General features: G+C 36.8%; 17 protein-coding genes and 1 other annotated feature. All 17 genes read right to left on the bottom strand.

The features are described from left to right. Nucleotides 1-181: 181 nt before the first annotated feature. The 17 genes from pyrR to CWR48_RS12995 all read right to left on the bottom strand — a co-directional run bounded on the left by pyrR (nucleotide 182) and on the right by CWR48_RS12995 (nucleotide 17395). Nucleotides 182-721 carry a bifunctional pyr operon transcriptional regulator/uracil phosphoribosyltransferase PyrR gene (gene pyrR, locus CWR48_RS13075; protein WP_115773664.1) on the bottom strand — a complete coding sequence of 180 codons (540 nt, stop codon included), beginning with the start codon at nucleotides 719-721 and terminating at the stop codon, nucleotides 182-184. A gap of 151 nt (nucleotides 722-872) precedes the next feature. After that, entirely contained in the window at nucleotides 873-1784 is a 912-nt protein-coding gene (locus CWR48_RS13070) for an RluA family pseudouridine synthase (RefSeq protein WP_115773663.1), read from the bottom strand. Next, the gene (gene lspA / locus CWR48_RS13065; RefSeq protein ID WP_115773662.1) at nucleotides 1781-2251 is read right to left on the bottom strand and encodes a signal peptidase II; all 471 of its coding nucleotides are present in this window, start codon (nucleotides 2249-2251) and stop codon (nucleotides 1781-1783) included. Before lspA ends, CWR48_RS13070 begins: the two co-directional genes overlap by 4 nt. 584 nt (nucleotides 2252-2835) lie before the next feature. Then, nucleotides 2836-5592 carry an isoleucine--tRNA ligase gene (gene ileS / locus CWR48_RS13060; protein WP_115773661.1) on the bottom strand — a complete coding sequence of 919 codons (2757 nt, stop codon included), beginning with the start codon at nucleotides 5590-5592 and terminating at the stop codon, nucleotides 2836-2838. Nucleotides 5593-5663: 71 nt separating this feature from the next. Then, nucleotides 5664-5903: a binding site (T-box leader), on the bottom strand. A gap of 67 nt (nucleotides 5904-5970) precedes the next feature. Further along, nucleotides 5971-6471, bottom strand: coding sequence for a DivIVA domain-containing protein (locus tag CWR48_RS13055; RefSeq protein ID WP_115773660.1), 501 nt, complete (start codon nucleotides 6469-6471; stop codon nucleotides 5971-5973). A gap of 88 nt (nucleotides 6472-6559) precedes the next feature. Then, nucleotides 6560-7336, bottom strand: coding sequence for a YlmH family RNA-binding protein (locus tag CWR48_RS13050; protein WP_115773659.1), 777 nt, complete (start codon nucleotides 7334-7336; stop codon nucleotides 6560-6562). Nucleotides 7337-7348: 12 nt separating this feature from the next. Beyond that, entirely contained in the window at nucleotides 7349-7615 is a 267-nt protein-coding gene (locus tag CWR48_RS13045; RefSeq protein ID WP_115773658.1) for a YggT family protein, read from the bottom strand. 6 nt (nucleotides 7616-7621) lie between these two features. Continuing rightward, nucleotides 7622-8056, bottom strand: a complete 435-nt coding sequence (locus tag CWR48_RS13040) for a cell division protein SepF (RefSeq protein WP_115773657.1) — start codon at nucleotides 8054-8056, stop codon at nucleotides 7622-7624. A gap of 31 nt (nucleotides 8057-8087) precedes the next feature. After that, complete coding sequence (locus CWR48_RS13035) at nucleotides 8088-8759, bottom strand: YggS family pyridoxal phosphate-dependent enzyme (RefSeq protein WP_211316739.1); 672 nt, start codon at nucleotides 8757-8759, stop codon at nucleotides 8088-8090. A 25-nt stretch (nucleotides 8760-8784) separates the two neighbouring features. Then, the gene (pgeF, locus tag CWR48_RS13030; protein ID WP_115773656.1) at nucleotides 8785-9594 is read right to left on the bottom strand and encodes a peptidoglycan editing factor PgeF; all 810 of its coding nucleotides are present in this window, start codon (nucleotides 9592-9594) and stop codon (nucleotides 8785-8787) included. Between the two features lie 50 nt (nucleotides 9595-9644). Then, the gene (locus tag CWR48_RS13025) at nucleotides 9645-9926 is read right to left on the bottom strand and encodes a YlmC/YmxH family sporulation protein (RefSeq protein ID WP_115773655.1); all 282 of its coding nucleotides are present in this window, start codon (nucleotides 9924-9926) and stop codon (nucleotides 9645-9647) included. A gap of 278 nt (nucleotides 9927-10204) precedes the next feature. Beyond that, on the bottom strand, nucleotides 10205-10987 hold the full coding sequence (gene sigG / locus CWR48_RS13020) for an RNA polymerase sporulation sigma factor SigG (RefSeq protein WP_115773654.1): 783 nt from the start codon (nucleotides 10985-10987) through the stop codon (nucleotides 10205-10207). Nucleotides 10988-11109: 122 nt separating this feature from the next. Then, nucleotides 11110-11829 carry an RNA polymerase sporulation sigma factor SigE gene (sigE, locus tag CWR48_RS13015; RefSeq protein WP_425453894.1) on the bottom strand — a complete coding sequence of 240 codons (720 nt, stop codon included), beginning with the start codon at nucleotides 11827-11829 and terminating at the stop codon, nucleotides 11110-11112. A gap of 329 nt (nucleotides 11830-12158) precedes the next feature. Further along, the gene (gene spoIIGA / locus CWR48_RS13010) at nucleotides 12159-13079 is read right to left on the bottom strand and encodes a sigma-E processing peptidase SpoIIGA (RefSeq protein ID WP_115773652.1); all 921 of its coding nucleotides are present in this window, start codon (nucleotides 13077-13079) and stop codon (nucleotides 12159-12161) included. A gap of 455 nt (nucleotides 13080-13534) precedes the next feature. Next, nucleotides 13535-14707, bottom strand: a complete 1173-nt coding sequence (gene ftsZ, locus CWR48_RS13005) for a cell division protein FtsZ (protein ID WP_115773651.1) — start codon at nucleotides 14705-14707, stop codon at nucleotides 13535-13537. Nucleotides 14708-14809: 102 nt separating this feature from the next. Further along, a complete protein-coding gene (gene ftsA, locus CWR48_RS13000; protein WP_115773650.1) occupies nucleotides 14810-16090 on the bottom strand; it encodes a cell division protein FtsA in 1281 nt (426 codons plus the stop codon). A 498-nt stretch (nucleotides 16091-16588) separates the two neighbouring features. Then, nucleotides 16589-17395, bottom strand: coding sequence for a cell division protein FtsQ/DivIB (locus tag CWR48_RS12995; protein WP_115773649.1), 807 nt, complete (start codon nucleotides 17393-17395; stop codon nucleotides 16589-16591). Between the last annotated feature and the right edge of the window lie 322 nt (nucleotides 17396-17717).

Raw genomic sequence — 17717 nt, 5'->3', positions numbered from 1 at the left:
GAGCTGGACGTGGCTATTCCAGGTAATTAAGTTATCCACAGCATCCAATTTTATAGTTTCCTAAGCAATAAAAAAACCTCTTTGCATAAGGATGCAAAGAGGTAGACCTGTAGTAAGATATACAGATTTCCTTCAAAACAACCTTATAAATCTCTCTGGATTTATTTAAAAGTTGGATCATTTATTCATATATTGAGACTAAATCCACTTGATCAATTTCATTTAGTTGAACAACGATTACTTCTTTATCTGACGTCGGAATATTCTTTCCTACATAATCTGCACGAATTGGCAATTCACGATGTCCTCGATCAACTAATACACCAAGTTGAATTTGTGAGGGTCTACCGATATCCATTACAGCATCCATTGCTGCTCGTACCGTTCTTCCCGTGAAAAGAACATCATCAACTAAAATAACTTTCTTTCCCGTAATATCATTATGAATTGATGTGGACTTTAATTCAGGTTCTTCACTATTATTCACTTTTGTCAAATCATCACGATATAACGTAATATCCAACTCGCCAACAGGAACATCAATCGACTCAATCTGTTTAATCTTTGCTTGTAGTCGACTTGTAAGTGGAACACCTCTCGTCTTTATTCCGATTAATACGAGCTCATCCCCGCCCTTATTCTTTTCAAGTATTTCATGTGCCATCCTTGTTAAGGCACGGTTCATTGCAGCTGCATCTAATATTTCTGTTTTTTTCTTCATCTAGAGCATCTTCCCTTCTACAATATGAACGAGAAAACCCCCTTTTCCATGAGAAAAAGGGGGTTTTCAATACGTTCCTTTTTAGCCTCACAGGACTATGATTAAAGGTCATTTATAATTGTATTCATTATTACAGACTATTTTAGTACTGTCAATACAATTTTTCAATATAATCAAGTACTTCTGCAAAGTATGCAGGAGCTTCCACTTGGAATTCCATCCATTCCTTTGTACGTGGATGGGTAAAACCTAATAGCTTTGCATGTAACGCCTGACCATCAATGTCCATTGTCTTTCTCGGACCATATTTCGGATCTCCTACTAATGGATAACCGATATATTTCATGTGTACACGAATTTGATGGGTTCTTCCCGTCTCCAGCCTACATTCTATATGTGTATAGTCTGGAAAACTTTTAATCACTTTAAAATGGGTAATTGCAGGCTTGCCATCATTAACGATTCCCATTTTTTGCCGATCTTTAGGATCCCTCCCAATTGGCGCATCAATAATCCCTGTCGAATGCGGAATTTCTCCATGAACAATTGCTTCGTACACTCGGTGCACTTCTTTTAAAGACAATTGCTCTGATAAATTTACGTGTGTAAAGTCGTTTTTGGCAACGACAAGCAGTCCACTCGTATCCTTATCAATTCGGTGAACAATTCCGGGTCTCTCAACCCCATTGATTCCTGATAAATCCTTACAATGGTAAAGCAATGCATTTACTAATGTGCCGCCTTGATGTCCTGCAGATGGATGAACAACCATCCCCCTTGGCTTATTTACAACTAATAAATCACTATCTTCGTAAACAATAGATAATGGGATATTTTCCGCAGTTAATTCAAGTGGAACGACCTCTGGAATTGACCATTCCACATCGTCACCAGCCTGTACTTTATAATTCGCCTTGATAATATCACCATTCACTTTTACATGCTCTTTTGCAATCCATGTTTGCACCTGTGAGCGTGACTCTTCCGGATTTAATTCCGATAAGAGTTTATCGATACGTTCCTTTGCTTGTTCCTCTGTTACTATATGTTGAAAAGAAGTCATTTCGTTGTTTTTCCTTTCTTTCTTTCATCAAGTATTGTTGCAATAATCACTAGAATAACACCAACCGTTAATGCTGAATCTGCAACATTAAATATCGGGAAGTTATAATTAAAAATATAGAAATTAAAGAAGTCTACAACCTCATGGCGGAAAATACGGTCGATAAAGTTACCAATCGCCCCTCCTAAAATAAAGCTTAAAGCTACTGCAAGAAGTTTATCGTTTTTTGCATGCTTTTGCATGTAATAAACAACACCGATTATGACAATCACTGTTATTATATAGAAAAACAGCATCTTCCCTTCTAGAATTCCCCATGCGGCACCAGAATTGCGGTGGGAGGTAATATAAAAGAAGTCTTCAATCACGGTGATGGATTCTCCAAACTCCATCGTTTTTACAATTGTCCATTTGCTAATCTGATCGATTGCGATGATAATGAGTGCGATAATGTAGTATAGAAGCATCTACTTTCCTCCGATTCTTTCCTAATTCCTATTTATCCCGAATTAACTGGCTGTAAAATCCAGATTCTGTTCAACTAACATTAAGTGGGGGATGAAGAACTCCCCACTTAATGAAGTTTCACTTTATCTTATACTTTACCACAATTTATTTCAACAATTACTGCAGTTTTTTATTCCATTGCATGATTGAGTCTATAAGCGATTTACTGACAGAATCTAGTTTTTAGGTAATAGTTGTTAATGATATGTTTAGTTAAAATGCGGACTAAGTTAGGATGATATTTTGCTACCTGATCCACTGCTCCAAAAATACACTTCGCTTTCCGCGGGGAGCTGGTGAGCCTCTTCTTCCCGCACGAGTTTTCGTGTATTTTTTCCGCTGGGGTAGTGCAGAATCTAGCGACAAAAGAATGACAAAACCACTGACTATCGACGTTGATTGTAGCAAAATACTGGAGACCCTCGTACGAATAGTAACTGCTTGCAAATTGTCACTAGTTCGCACTTTATATCAATACTTGCATACGAATCAAAATGTACTTAGCCATAAAAATACTCCCCTGTTAAGAGGAGTATTTCATCTTTTAAGCTGTGTAATGCTCTTTCACTACTGTCGCACAACGTTCACATAATTCTGGGTGATCATGATCATGGCCAACTGTTTCATCTGAGACCCAGCAGCGTTCGCATTTTTCAGCGGGATGTTTTTCAACAATAACATCTACAAGCTTATATTCTTTCGCATTTTCGGCGGCATCAACAACATTTGCCTCTGATACGATTAGATATTGATGTAAATGCTCCATTGAAAGTAATACTTCTTTTGTTTGCTCATCTTTCGGCACTAGTGTTAATTTAGCCTCTAATGACTTTCCAATTACTTTCTCATTTCTTGCTTCTTCTAATGCTTTCATCACATCATCACGAACTGCCATAAAATGATCCCATTTCGCTTCGATTTTCTCGTAATCAGCAATTTCTCTTGCTTCAGGAATATCTGTTAACTGTACACTTGATTCTTGGGCACCAGGAATATATTCCCATACTTCATCAGTTGTGTGTGGAATGATTGGTGTTAATAATTTAACCAAAGTAGTTAAAATTTCATAATAACCTGTTTGAATACTACGGCGTCGTTTATTATCAGCAGCCTCGATATATAAAATATCTTTCGCAAAATCCAGATAGAATGAGCTTAAATCAACAGCACAGAAATTATGGATCTGATGGAAAATTGGTGAGAATTCATATTTCTCATAGTTCTCCCGCACATCGCTCACTACTTGTTGTAGTCGATGAAGCATGTAACGATCCACTTCTTCTAATTCCTGCTCTGGGACGCGATCTTTTGCCGGATCAAAGTCAGCCAAGTTTGCAAGCATGAAGCGGAATGTGTTCCGAATTTTGCGGTACGATTCAGAAACTTGTTTTAAAATATCATCGGAAATACGAACATCGGCTTGATAGTCTACAGATGATACCCATAGACGTAAGATATCAGATCCAAGCTGTTTTTGAACTTTCGATGGCAGAATAACATTTCCAAGTGATTTACTCATTTTCCTTCCGTTACCATCCAGTACAAAACCATGGCTAATCACATTTTTATATGGTGCTTTCCCTGTCACTGCAACAGCAGTTGAAATCGATGAGTTAAACCAACCACGATATTGGTCGCTACCTTCTAAATATACATCTGCCGGACGTCTGTGATCCTCACGTCCAAGTAATACTGCTTGATGAGAAGAACCAGAATCAAACCAAACATCCATGATATCTGTTTCTTTCGTAAACGTTCCATTAGGACTATGAGTGGATGTAAATCCTTCAGGTAATAAATCTTTTGCTTCACGTTCAAACCAAACATTTGAACCAAATTCAGCAAATAAGTTTACAACATGTTCAATCGTTTCATCCGTAATAATTGGTGTACCGTCTTCACCATAGAATACTGGAATTGGAACGCCCCATGCACGTTGACGGGAAATACACCAGTCCTCGCGATCACGAACCATATTATATAGTCTTGTTTCACCCCAGTTTGGATACCAATTAATTTTCTTGATCTCGTCTAAAATGTCATGACGGAAATCTTTAATCGATGCAAACCATTGTGCAGTCGCGCGGAAAATAGTTGGTTTCTTTGTACGCCAGTCATGTGGATATGAGTGTGTAATAAACGATAATTTCAACAATGCACCTTGCTCTTCTAATTTCTCTGTGACAACTTTATTTGCATCTTCATAAAATAATCCTTCAAATCCTGGTGCTTCTTCTGTCATGACACCTTTGTCATCGACTGGACAGAACGCGTCAATACCATATTTCTTACATACATAAAAGTCATCTTCCCCGTGTCCTGGAGCAGTATGAACACAACCAGTACCTGCATCTGTTGTTACATGCTCCCCTAACATTACTAAGGAATCTCGATCATAGAAAGGATGCTTCGTGACTACGCGATCTGCCTCTCTACCTTTAAATGATTTAACGACTTCTGGATTCTCCCAGCCCAATTCTTCAGAAACAGTCTCTAATAATGCTTGAGCAACAACATATTTTTCATTATTGACTTGAGTAACAACATATTGTAACTCTGGATGTATACTGATTCCTAGGTTAGCAGGAAGTGTCCATGGGGTCGTTGTCCAAATAACAACTTTCTCGCCTCCATCGAGTACACCCTTACCATCAGTTACTTCAAAGGTAACATAAATGGATGCAGAACGTTTATCTTGATATTCAATTTCAGCTTCTGCTAAAGCAGATTCAGATGAAGGTGACCAATAAACAGGTTTTAATCCTTTATAAATATACCCCTTTTTAGCCATTTCACCAAAAACTTGAATTTGTGCTGCTTCATAATCCTTCGTTAATGTAATGTAAGGATGATCCCAATCCGCACGAACACCTAATTGTTTAAACTGCTCTCGTTGATTGTTTACTTGACCAAGTGCATATTCTGCACAAAGCTTTCTAAAATCAGCGATACTCATTTCTTTACGTTTTACTTTTTTGTTCTTCGTTAATGCTGTTTCAATCGGTAAACCGTGTGTATCCCAGCCAGGGACATATGGTGCATGATAGCCTGTCATCGATTTATAACGAGTAATAAAATCCTTTAAAATTTTATTAAGAGCATGGCCAATGTGTAAGTCCCCATTTGCATATGGAGGGCCGTCATGCAAAATAAACGATGGTCTTCCTTTTGTACGTTCTAAATCCTTTTCATAAATATGTTCGTCTCTCCATGCTTGTTGACGAATTGGCTCTTTATTTGGTAAATTTCCTCGCATTGGAAATGCTGTCTTTGGCATTAATAATGTGTCTTTATATTCCATTTGTTTGTTCCTCCTTGAATGATTTCATTACACATCTTGTTTTATAAAATAGAAAAAGCCCTCTAATCCCAAAAAGGGACGAGAAGACTCGCGGTACCACCCTTATAAATTTAAGTAAGCGAAGGCACTAAGCCCCACTTGCGTTTTAAATTCACTCGAAATCCGTAACGGGGAATACCGTCCATTAGTACTTCATTTCCTAATGGATACTCAAGAGTGATTTTCTAAAAGTATCACTGTATCAGGCTTTCACCAGTCCCTGATTCGCTTATCAGCAATTACCATTATACTGTCTCCGTCATCGTATATAATATAGTTATTAAGTTACAATTCTGTAGTATGAATTATATGTAAAATTCAAGCTTTCGTCAAGGGTTTCTATTTATTTTCAATTAAATCGAGATCATCGCCAAGCTCCGTATCAAATAATTGATCCCAATCATCTGTTCCAATCATTTCTAATTGTGCTTCAACTAACATCTTTAATCTCGTACGGAAAACCTTTGCTTGTTTCTTCAATTCTTCCACATCCATGGAAATTCGCCGCGATTTACTTAGTGCTTCATTAATAATTCTGTCTGCATTTTTCTCTGCTTCTTTAATAATTAATTTCGATTCTTTCATCGCATTTCCTTTTACTTCTTCTGCTGTTTCTTGTGCTACGAGAATTGATTTATTCAACGTATCTTCAATGTTAGTGAAATGTCCAAGTCTTTCTTCAAGTTGGCCAACCTTTTCCTTTAACTCTTTCTTTTCACGAATTGCCATTTCATAATCTTTAATTACTTGATCTAAAAATTCATTGACCTCATCTTGGTCATATCCGCGTAAGCTTTTCGCGAATGCTTTGTTATGAATATCTAATGGTGTTAATGGCACGATAGCCACCTCCCTGAAAATTTAACTATATATGTCGCTCTAAATATTATACGACAAAAACCCACTAATTCCTGCATATCCAGATAAATTATTTCATCATTGCCGTCGTAATTCGCCATTTATCTTTTTTCGATTGTCCATTTATAGTAACTAATTTACTTCTACCCTTACCACGAACGGAAATAAGGTCTCCAGCCTGGATGATAAACTTTCCGTCCTCAACAATGCGATGATTTACCTTTACATATTGCTTCGAAATAAAGTCTGATGCATCTTTTCTTGACACATGATAGATTTCTTTCACAATTGCATCTAGTCTTAGTGAGGAGATTGTCTTATCTGCTTCAACCCAGTCCGCTGCATTTGTTAGAAGTGACTGACTCGGTTTTTCTTCAAATCGGATTGTTGCATTCTTAATCGAAGTAAGGTTCGTAATCACATAGGTAGCAATGTCATCTGTCATGATGATTTGAATAATCCCATCCTTCACATAAATATCGCCGAGTTTTTTACGAATGATTCCCAACGATAAAAAAGCGCCCATCACATCTCGATGCTCCAATGTCACGAATTTATCTTGATATGTTGCCTGTAATAATGTTAACTGAAAACTTTCATCTGTAATTACATCATAGTAAGGCGCAATCATTATCCGCTTCCGTTCACTCTGTACCGCCCCACCAAATCGATAGAGCTTTATTTCCCCACTGCTTGTCCCAATTAACATCTCGATAATCTGCTGCTCGCGTGGGTCGAGGAAATCCGTTAATTTTGGAATAAATGTTTGTTCCACTTGTTCCTTCCATGATAAAACCTGATCGATAAAGCCCTGTTCTTCTTTTCTGAAATGTTGATAAATATCCATGCTATCACCTTATTACAATAGGAACATAATGAAGAATTCCCGTAACCCGGTTCTGGCTAAATAAAGAACAAAAATCGCTATAATTGGTGAAAAGTCAATCATGCCTAGTGGTGGAATAAACCTTCGAAACACATCGAGATATGGATCGACAATTCTTCCAAGCATCAAACCAAATGATGATTCACGTGCACCTGGAAACCATGACATGAAAATATAGATAATTATTGCAAAGTTATAGATAGTTAATGCTAAATTTAGTATGTTAAACAGTTCGTACATTGCGTGCTACCATCCTTTATATTCATCTTCTGCGGCATAACTTTCTGAGATTGTTCCGGATACGTCAACATTGTCTGGTGTACAAAGAAAGGTTTCTGCACCGAGCTTCTGAATATCACCATTTACTGCATATACCGTTCCACTAAGAAAATCAACAATCCGTTTCGCTTGGTCATGCTCAACCCGTTGCAGGTTAATAACAACCGCGCGTCGATTGACAATATTATCCGCTATCTCCTGTGCTTCATTATAGTTTCTCGGCTCGCATAGCACAACTTTAGACGTCGGCTGTTGTACACTTGTTAGACTAACGACATTTTGATTTTTAGGTTTAGGTGTGACTTTATTCATTGTCTCTGGCAGTTCCGATTCTTCGACATATTCATATTCATACTCATCATCCATCGTAAAATAATTTTTTATTTTATTTTTAATGCTCATTTGTGCACCTCACAATATTTTTGGAATTCTTTTAGCTCCCTACTAATTTCGAACCAATTCGTATATGTGTTGCACCCTCTTCAATTGCTATCTCATAGTCATTACTCATTCCCATGGATAAATTAGAACATGGTGCATGGTGATAATGCTTCGATTGGACCCTATCTCTTAATTCCACAAGCAGACGAAATACGGATCGAATCTTGTCCAAATCCTCAATATGTGGTGCCATCGTCATTAAACCAGTAATATGAATATTCTCGTAGGTTGTAAGGTCCTCAATAAATGGAATAACTGCTTCAGGAGTAAGTCCATGCTTCGACTCCTCACCGCTCACATTTACTTGAATGAAGCATTCGACAGGCTTGCTTGCACGTTTATTAATTTCCTTTGCAAGCGACAATCGGTCAAGGGAGTGAAGTACATCTATCTTATCAATGACATCCTTTACCTTTCGCGTTTGCAGTGATCCAATAAAATGCCATTTTGCCTTTGTTCCAATTTCATTATATTTCTTTAAAAATTCTTCATTACGATTTTCACCAAGGTTTTTAATACCTGCATTCATTGCTTCAACCGTTCGTTCTATTGTAACATATTTCGTTACCCCAATTATAGTAACTTCTTCTTGATTTCGATTACTTCGTTTACATGCTTCATTAATGTTTTCTTTGATTTCTGCTAAATTCATTGCTACATTCACTTTTATTAACTCCTTCCCAGCATCATCACTTCTGAAATCCTAGGAAGCCTAGCATTCTTCCTGTTTTGCCATTATCCCGTCGATGTGAAAAAAACAACGCTTTATCTTGATGTGTGCAATAATTTGTTACCTCTATATTATGACGCAATACCCCAGATTGTAAAAGGATTTCTACATTTAATTGTTTTAAATCTAATAAATAATGATCATTTTTCAATGGAATGACGGTTTTCTGCTTATTTTCCTCAGAAATTGCTTGGATCACAGGTTCATCCACTTCATATTTCACCTGGGAAATCGAAGGTCCAACTGCTACTAATAGGTTTTCCGGTTGTACCCCTACTTTCACTAAGGCTTGCACCATCTTTTCTTGGATTCGATTAACCGTTCCTTTCCATCCCGCATGTGCCATCCCGATATATTCTGTGATAGGATCATAGAAATATAAAGGGACACAGTCAGCAAAAAATGCTGTACAAAGTATCCCCTTTTTATTCGTGATGAGCCCGTCTATCCCTTTGAGTGAGCTATCATATGACCTTGCCCCTCTTCCCTTCTCCCGCTCATCAATAATATGCACATTCGTTCCATGTACCTGTTCCCCAGATACCCAATTATCAAGCGGCATATTTAATTTGCTTGCTAAAATACTTCGGTTCTCAATAACTGTTTCTGTCTCATCATTTACATGTAACCCGCAATTGAATGTTTGAAACGGCGGACGACTTACTCCACCATTCCTAGTCGTGAAGCCTGCTCTCAGGTTAGGATTATGCTTCTGCCAATTTTCGATATGTAAATAGGATTCATTGGTTTGTTTAAATGGTTCCGACATGTTGAAACCTCCTGAAAGTATGTTTGTACCATTTTATCATATTTTGCAATTTATTTATCTATTTTTGGAAAATGTGGCTCGGAAGAAAGGGTTTGCTCGTGCACATCTTTGACTAGGACAACATCTGAGCCAATTCGAATTATCTGTTCCCAGCGGATAACAAGCTCATCTACTTTTCCAAATAAACTGTTTTTCTTGTCTTTTGCCAAAAGAATGATTGCTGTTATTCTACCTGTATTTGTATTGATTTCTAAATCGGAAATATGTCCTAGTCTTCTACCATCATCAATAATGATTACCTCTTTTAATTGTAGCTCTGATAACTTTACCAATCTAATCACCGCCTTTATTAAACTATATGCAGGAGATTCGGTTTTTTTCATCTGTAAACAAAAAAATAGAAGGAATCGTATTTATATTATACGATTCCTTCTTTTCAGGCTTTCATTATCCAGTACCGCGTGGGCTAGAGGCTTGCTATACTTTTCTTTGTCTAGCTTCAACTCCTAGAGACTACCGTCATAAGAAGTTGACACTTCAACGCGAAAGACCACGCGTTTCGGTCCCCTGCTTATGCGTCCGTCTCTGGACAGTCGTTTCAGCCTTTCAATCATTCAAACATTTGTTTGTTCATTTGGCTGATTGCTGCTTTTTCTAGGCGGGAGACTTGGGCTTGGGAGATGCCGATTTCGTCTGCTACTTCCATTTGTGTTTTCCCTTGGAAAAAGCGTTTATTTAAAATCATTTTCTCACGATCATTTAAATTATACATGCCCTCTTTTAACGATAATTTGTCAACCCAGGTTGAGTCTTTGTCTTTATCATCACTTATTTGATCGACGACGAAGATTGGATCCCCACCATCATTATAGATTGGTTCGAATAAGGAAACAGGGTCTTGAATTGCATCTAGCGCAAACACGATTTCAGAATGCGGAACATCCATCTCTTCAGCTATTTCTGCTGGCGTCGGTTCCCTCGATGTCTTATTAATTAACTTTTCCCTTACTTGCAACGCCTTATATGCAATATCTCGTAGTGATCTTGACACCCTTATTGGATTATTATCCCGCAAATATCTTCTAATTTCACCAATGATCATTGGTACAGCATAAGTAGAGAATCGTACATTATGTCCTAAATCAAAATTATCGATGGATTTCATTAAGCCGATGCATCCCACTTGAAATAGATCATCGACAAATTCGCCGCGATTATTGAACCGCTGGATAACACTTAATACTAATCTAAGATTCCCATTTACAAGCTCTTCTCTTGCAGATATATCTCCTTCTTGTTGCATTCGAACAAACAGCTTTTTCATTTCCTCATTTTTTAGTACGGGTAGCTTCGATGTATCAACACCACATATTACAACTTTATGTCTAGTCATTCTGTTAACCCTCCCAGATGGTGATGCTGTTCATGGTCATTATCACCATCTGGAAATGTTTTTATGCAACGTCAATAACTTGAAATAAATGCCATATCATATCAAAACTTGATACGATAAGGCTAAACCATTTTATTAAATTCTTTTTGCAGTCTACGAATAATCTTTTTTTCTAAACGCGATATGTAAGATTGTGAAATACCTAACATATCAGCTACATCCTTTTGTGTTTTCTCTTCATCGCCAATTAATCCGAACCTTAGCTCCATTATTTGCTTCTCACGATCATTTAATTGGGATAACGCGCTTTTTAATAGACTTTTATCTACATTGGATTCTAGATTTTTTGTAATAATATCATCATCTGTTCCAAGCACATCGGATAATAATAATTCATTTCCATCCCAATCAATATTTAACGGCTCATCAAAGGATATTTCTGATTTTAATTTATTATTTCTTCGTAAGTACATTAAAATTTCATTTTCAATACATCTTGATGCATAGGTCGCCAATTTAATATTCTTCTCGGGATTAAACGTATTGACAGCTTTGATGAGACCGATTGTCCCAATACTTATCAAATCTTCAATATTTATCCCCGTATTTTCGAATTTACGAGCGATATATACAACTAAGCGTAAATTACGCTCGATCAAGATTGCCCGTGCTGCTTTATCACCCTTTGGCAGTTTAATTAATAATTCTGCCTCCTCCTGCTTTGAAAGTGGTGGTGGAAGTGCTTCGCTGCCACCAATATAGTAAATTTCATTTGATTTGATTCCTAGTTTAATTAACAGCTTATACCATTTTAAACGTAAGCGAATTAACCACACCTTCACGACACATCTCCCCATTTCTCATTATTGTTTTGGCTGTATTTTAAATGATTGTTGCTTTTAATAGTGATCGATTTTAGTAAGCAGTTGATGTAAAATGCGAATTAACGACAATTATGATTACAGATTTGGTCAGCAGTTTTTTCCAAATGAGTCTTCAGTATTTTACTATAGAAACGTCATAGTAAATGGGTTTGCCATTCTTTTGTTTCTAAATTTCACACAATCCCCAGCGGAAGAAATACACGAAGACTCCTGCTCCCCAAAGGTGCGCGTAGTGTATTTCTGGAGCGACTAGCCTGAGAGCCAAGAACACTAAACTAGTCCGCAGTTTATGCAGAATGGACAGACGCTAATTTAATTATTTGCGGATGAAGCAAGCAATGATAACTTTGATCCTTTACTAATTCTGCAAATTGAATGCCAATTAATAGCTTCGTTGTCACGATCTTTTGCTCGTTATAGTAAACAATAAGCTGTTCTGGGCGGATCGTTATTAGAAACATACTCTTCCCTTCGACGCCATGATACGGCACGATTTGAATTTTATTTTGCCATTCTTTCGGAAGTGGCTCGAAATCAAGTGTATCCTGTACTACTCGTAATAACTCCCACTCTTCATCTGTAAACCACTGCTTCAAAAAAAACTCGTCACAAATGATTACAGGCTTCTTTGACAGGGGATCCACCAATTGATTGCCACTATCAATATAACCTGTCGTCGTATAGCTTTGATTCTTTATCTGAATCGTCACCGTGTATAACTGATCATAGCGAATTTTCCCGATGACATGCTTGTCCATACGGGACTTTGTAAACAACCAAACAATTGGAAAGCCAATCAGAACAAAAAGCCAGCTAATTGGATCTCCATATCCACTTGAGAATGTTAGTAGATTATTTCCTGACATTCCAATCGGATTTTGCAAAAGAAAATGTAGGCCAATTAATCCACCCCCAATAGCAAAGGTAGTAAAGTAAAATAGTAAAAGTATCCTAAAAAATCGATGAATCGATCGATAACCAAACGTACTAAATATTATAAGAGCAGAATAAAGAATCTTACCAATGGTACTAGAAATGAATGAGTCAGGAAAATAAATGGTAATTGGTACAAGTAAGGAAGCAATAAACGCTCCTAATAAGATTCTGCGTTTTCTAGTACCTTCTCGAGAAAGTGCCTGTGTCAACAACAGAAGCATCATATCTAAAAAAAAATTTAAAGCCCAGACTGCATCGAGATAAATTATCAACAAACTCTTCCTTTCTCCGAGAGTTGATGAGTGATAACAAGTTTTTCCTAACCTCATTTGCTATTATTTATAATAGGAGGAGTTAATGAAAAGTATATCGATTTTTCCAAGCAAAGTCTGTCACTTCTTGTAAGCAAAACGGGGCTAATTTTAACTAGTTATTGAAAAGTTTGTCATGACAAATATGGAAGCGCCCGTTTGAGCTGTGCACGGACTGCGTCGAACTTCTCCTTGCCTTTTGAGATAAAGGAAACTCTTTGGGAGAGTATGCGGTTGACTTAGATTATGGAGGTGAGGGAAGTCTCACTACAGCTTTAGCGCTGAAGCTGAACATGGCTGTTTCGGCAATTAAGTTATCCACAGCATCCAATTTTATAGTACGTTAAGCAATGAAAAAAACAGCAAGCAGGTAGCTATTTCTAACTACCTGCTTGCTGTTCACTTTAAATCATTGATTAGCGATTTCGATTACGATTTCTTAAGAATGTTGGAATATCCAATTCCTCTTCCTCTTGTCGCTGACGCTGTGGTTGTGGTTGTGGTTGTTGCTCACGTTCACGTTCACGTTCTCGTTGCTGTGGTGCAAGTTCTTCATTTGCCTGTGTCGCTGCATGCTGATTATGATTAATGACAGGACGTTGCTGCTTTGATTTTATTACTTCTGGCTTCTGAATTGACTCGTCAAAGCCTGTTGCAATTACCGTTACAACAATTTCATCATTTAAATCTTCATTGATAACAGATCCGAAAATAACATTTACTTCCTTATCTGCTGCAGAGGTTACTAAATCAGCAGCTTCCTGAACTTCATATAAGCTTAAGTTAGCTCCGCCGGTAATATTCATTAAAATACCATGTGCACCGTCGATAGATGTTTCAAGTAATGGAGATGAAATTGCCTTTTTAGCAGCCTCCATCGCCCGTGATTCACCTGTTGCAATCCCAATCCCCATTAATGCAGATCCTTTATCGAACATGATTGTCTTCACGTCGGCAAAGTCAACATTAATTAATCCAGGTTTTGCTATTAGGTCAGAGATACCTTGTACACCTTGTCTTAATACGTTATCCGCTTCTCGGAAAGCTTCAAGCATCGGTGTATTTTTATCAACAATTTCCAGTAAACGATCATTTGGAATAACAATTAGTGTATCTACACTGCCTTTTAATGTTTCGATACCAGCGATTGCTTGTGTCGAACGTCTTCTTCCTTCGAATGAGAATGGACGTGTAACGACGCCAACTGTTAATGCACCTAAATCTTTCGCAACCTGAGCAATTACTGGTGCTGCTCCTGTTCCAGTTCCACCACCCATACCTGCAGTTACGAATACCATATCGGCACCTTTTAGCACTTCTTCTATTTGTTCTTTACTTTCTTCTGCAGCCTTTTTACCGACTTCTGGATTGGCACCTGCGCCTAATCCACGAGTCAATTTACCACCGATTTGTATTTTTAGCTCAGCCTTAGATAAATTCAATGCCTGTGAATCTGTATTTACAGCAATGAATTCTACGCCTTCAACTCCATGTTCAATCATTCGATTAACGGCATTATTTCCACCGCCACCAACACCAATGACTTTTATCGTCGCTAATTCATCAAGATTTGTATCAAACTCTAACATATTTGTTCCTCCTAATATGCAAAATGACAAGAGTACCAGAAGCTAATGTATATGTCTTATTTTAATAAGACTATCATTCTAAGTCATTATTATCTTTAAAAATTAATCAAAGAAATATTTAAATAGATTAGCCATTCCAGATTCTTTCTTCTTCTTTTCTTTCGGTTCATTAGTCTTTTCTTGTTTCTGATTTCGTTTTGGTTTTGGTTCATTTGAACTAACAGATACGGAGGGATATAATTCTTTCCCTTGTATTTTTGCATTTCGGTGTGCGAATTGCAAAATCCCAACCCCAGCCGTAAATTGTGGTTCTCGAACACCTATGTAATCAGGTATCGCGATGCGAACATTTGAACGGAATAGGTCTTGGGCCAATTCTAATACACCCGGCATCATCATTGTACCACCTGTTAATACATATCCACCAGGTAATTCTTGGTAGCCCATCTTTCTAATTTCTCGCTCAGCAAATGCATATATTTCTTCTAATCTTGCTTCAATCATATCCGAAATTTGCAATTGATTATATGTCTGTTTCGTGTTGCTTCCAATAATTGCAATGTCAAAGGTTTCATCTTCCTGGGCATCATCGTAGAATGCATGTCCATAATTCAATTTAACATCCTCGGCTTGCTCTGTGGATGTTTTGAGTCCGATAGATAAATCCTTCGTAATATTGTCTCCACCTAAGCTGATAACACTAGTAGATGCGAGATGTTCATTTTCAAAGACAGAAACAGTTGAACAGCCACCACCAATATCAATAAGGGCCACACCCATATTCATTTCATCTTTTGATAGCGCAATGGTACCGGCTGCTAATGGCTGCAAGCAAATATCCGATACTTGCAGGTTCGCACGTTCCACACATTTTAAAATATTGTGTAAGACTGTCTTCGAACATGTAATAATTGTACCTTCCATTTCTAAACGAACGCCAATCATTCCTCTAGGATCCGTAATTTCATCTAGTCCATCAACGATAAATTGTTTCGGTATGACATCGATTATTTCACGCTCTGGTGGGATTGAAATTACTTGTGCACCATCAATTACCCGTCTAATATCATCATCGCCAATTTCGCGGTTTTCACTCTGAACGGCAACAACGCCGTGACATGGCTGTAATTGAATATGATTGCCATTAATTCCAACAATTACACTTTCAATTTGCATGCCAACCATACGCTCTGCTTGCTCAATTGCACTTCTTATCGACTGGACGGTATGATCTATATCAACAATTGCACCTTTTTTCATGCCATTTGATTTTGCCGAACCGACACCAATAATATTTAGTGAGTCATTTAATACTTCTCCAATTATTACTTTAATTTTTGCTGTTCCTATATCAAGGCTTACTAGTATTTCACTATTTTTCAATGAAAGGCACCCCCTATTTCAAAAACAATTGCTTAAACTGCAACTATATTTCAAACTACTATTATACTAAAAAGCGATACACTGTTCAGTGGAAGATTTATCCTATTCCATTGGACGATAACAATACTCCATTAAAAAAGTAGTACGCTACCTTTTCAAGTGCTTCCAAATGAAAGGAATCAATCGATAATGTCATTTCCTTAGTGTTATTAAAAGGAAGGCTTTCTTACAGATAATCACAGTATTCATAATCCATAATTTTAAAGGAATATTAATAAAAAAGAAAATGATACATAGTTAATTCCACAAAAGGAAGGGTTTCTCCTTCATTTTGAGGTAATAAAGTATAAAATTTTCTTTTACACGCCCTATGTATGCATCGCTACATGAGTACTTCTAATTTTTCGTTAAACTATTTTATCTGCCAACATGATATTTTTACCACAATCATATAGTTATTCGACTATAGTTTTGTTTATATGACTTTATTAAATGAATTTATTCAGTTAAATTTCCCTCTTCTACCCCATCTATTTCTTCGACATCATCCGCAGGCTTTTTATTAAAGGATTCAAAGTAAACTCCTACTCCAAGATGAATGATTCCTTTACTTTGCGGTTCTAATTGTGCAACAATCGAAGGGTACACTTGCATATTATCTGCGAAATTACGAATAGTTGCATCAACCATATAACCATCATTCATATAAAGTAAAATTTTGTACTTATTATCCTCTGTCGGTTGCCAGTGAACTTCAGATATGAGCGCTGAAATATTAAAAGGTAATTCATTAAGTTCTTCAGCCATTCTATGTAAATATTCCTCTTTTGTAAATCCTAAAATTAATGGGGATTTACCATTGAAGGAAGTTTGGCCTAGCTCTTTTAAGGTCACACCATTTCCTAGAATTGGAAAATAATTGGTTTCTTCCTTCATATACCCGACAATTTTAAATTCATTTACATGAATATTAACTGTCCAAGGTAGATTTCTCGAAACTTCAACAGATTCAATAACTGGATTTTTACTAAGTTTTTTCTCAATATTCTCATGATTTAGCATCCAAATATTTGTATCCATTGTCAAACCACTTTGTTCAATAATCGTTTCATCTGAAACATGAGAATTGCCATGGATTTGAATTGTTTTAATGTGACTTAAAGGTGATTGTAGATAGACAATAATTGAGATTAAGAAGAAAAAAATAGAAAGATAAAAAATTAATCGCCGATTTGCTTTTTTCTTACGAGCCTGTTTCAACTTTGGAATACGATCTTCAATTGAAACAACGTTCTTTTTGCTCATCCCCATTTCTTCCCTTTTTCAATATTAAAAGAATAAACGGCATAAATGTTGCCGCTTCAATCTAGTTACTTGAATTATATCATAAAACATCGTGAAACATGTAGTTTACTTCGATTTGTTTCGCAATTTTTATCGTTTAGAAACATAGACATTATGAAATTGCAAATCTTACCTTTCTCTCAGTAAAAAATCAAAGGTAATTTGCCCTATAAACAAAGTCCATTTCATTTCATTTGGCACTAAATAAATAAAGTGCGAAATAATTATTATGTTAGTTTCACTCCGTCGTGATCGCATATATAGCATAAAATTCTATTAAGTT

It is taken from the genome of Oceanobacillus arenosus, assembly GCF_003369575.1.
GTDB lineage: Bacteria > Bacillota > Bacilli > Bacillales > Amphibacillaceae > Oceanobacillus > Oceanobacillus arenosus.
The sequence above is the reverse complement of the archived record's forward strand: the minus strand, read 5'-3'. Positions and strand labels throughout refer to the sequence as shown.

Bases quoted from the DNA above. Each gene is read 5' to 3' on its own strand.
- CWR48_RS13070 (WP_115773663.1), bottom strand. From the start codon at position 1,784: ATGACTTCTTTTCAACATATAGTAACAGAGGAACAAGCAAAGGAACGT.
- ftsZ (WP_115773651.1), bottom strand. From the start codon at position 14,707: ATGTTAGAGTTTGATACAAATCTTGATGAATTAGCGACGATAAAAGTC.
- CWR48_RS13040 (WP_115773657.1), bottom strand. From the start codon at position 8,056: ATGAGCATTAAAAATAAAATAAAAAATTATTTTACGATGGATGATGAG.
- ileS (WP_115773661.1), bottom strand. From the start codon at position 5,592: ATGGAATATAAAGACACATTATTAATGCCAAAGACAGCATTTCCAATG.
- pgeF (WP_115773656.1), bottom strand. From the start codon at position 9,594: ATGTCGGAACCATTTAAACAAACCAATGAATCCTATTTACATATCGAA.
- pyrR (WP_115773664.1), bottom strand. From the start codon at position 721: ATGAAGAAAAAAACAGAAATATTAGATGCAGCTGCAATGAACCGTGCC.
- sigG (WP_115773654.1), bottom strand. From the start codon at position 10,987: ATGACTAGACATAAAGTTGTAATATGTGGTGTTGATACATCGAAGCTA.
- CWR48_RS12995 (WP_115773649.1), bottom strand. From the start codon at position 17,395: ATGAGCAAAAAGAACGTTGTTTCAATTGAAGATCGTATTCCAAAGTTG.
- lspA (WP_115773662.1), bottom strand. From the start codon at position 2,251: ATGCTTCTATACTACATTATCGCACTCATTATCATCGCAATCGATCAG.
- CWR48_RS13045 (WP_115773658.1), bottom strand. From the start codon at position 7,615: ATGTACGAACTGTTTAACATACTAAATTTAGCATTAACTATCTATAAC.
- CWR48_RS13050 (WP_115773659.1), bottom strand. From the start codon at position 7,336: ATGGATATTTATCAACATTTCAGAAAAGAAGAACAGGGCTTTATCGAT.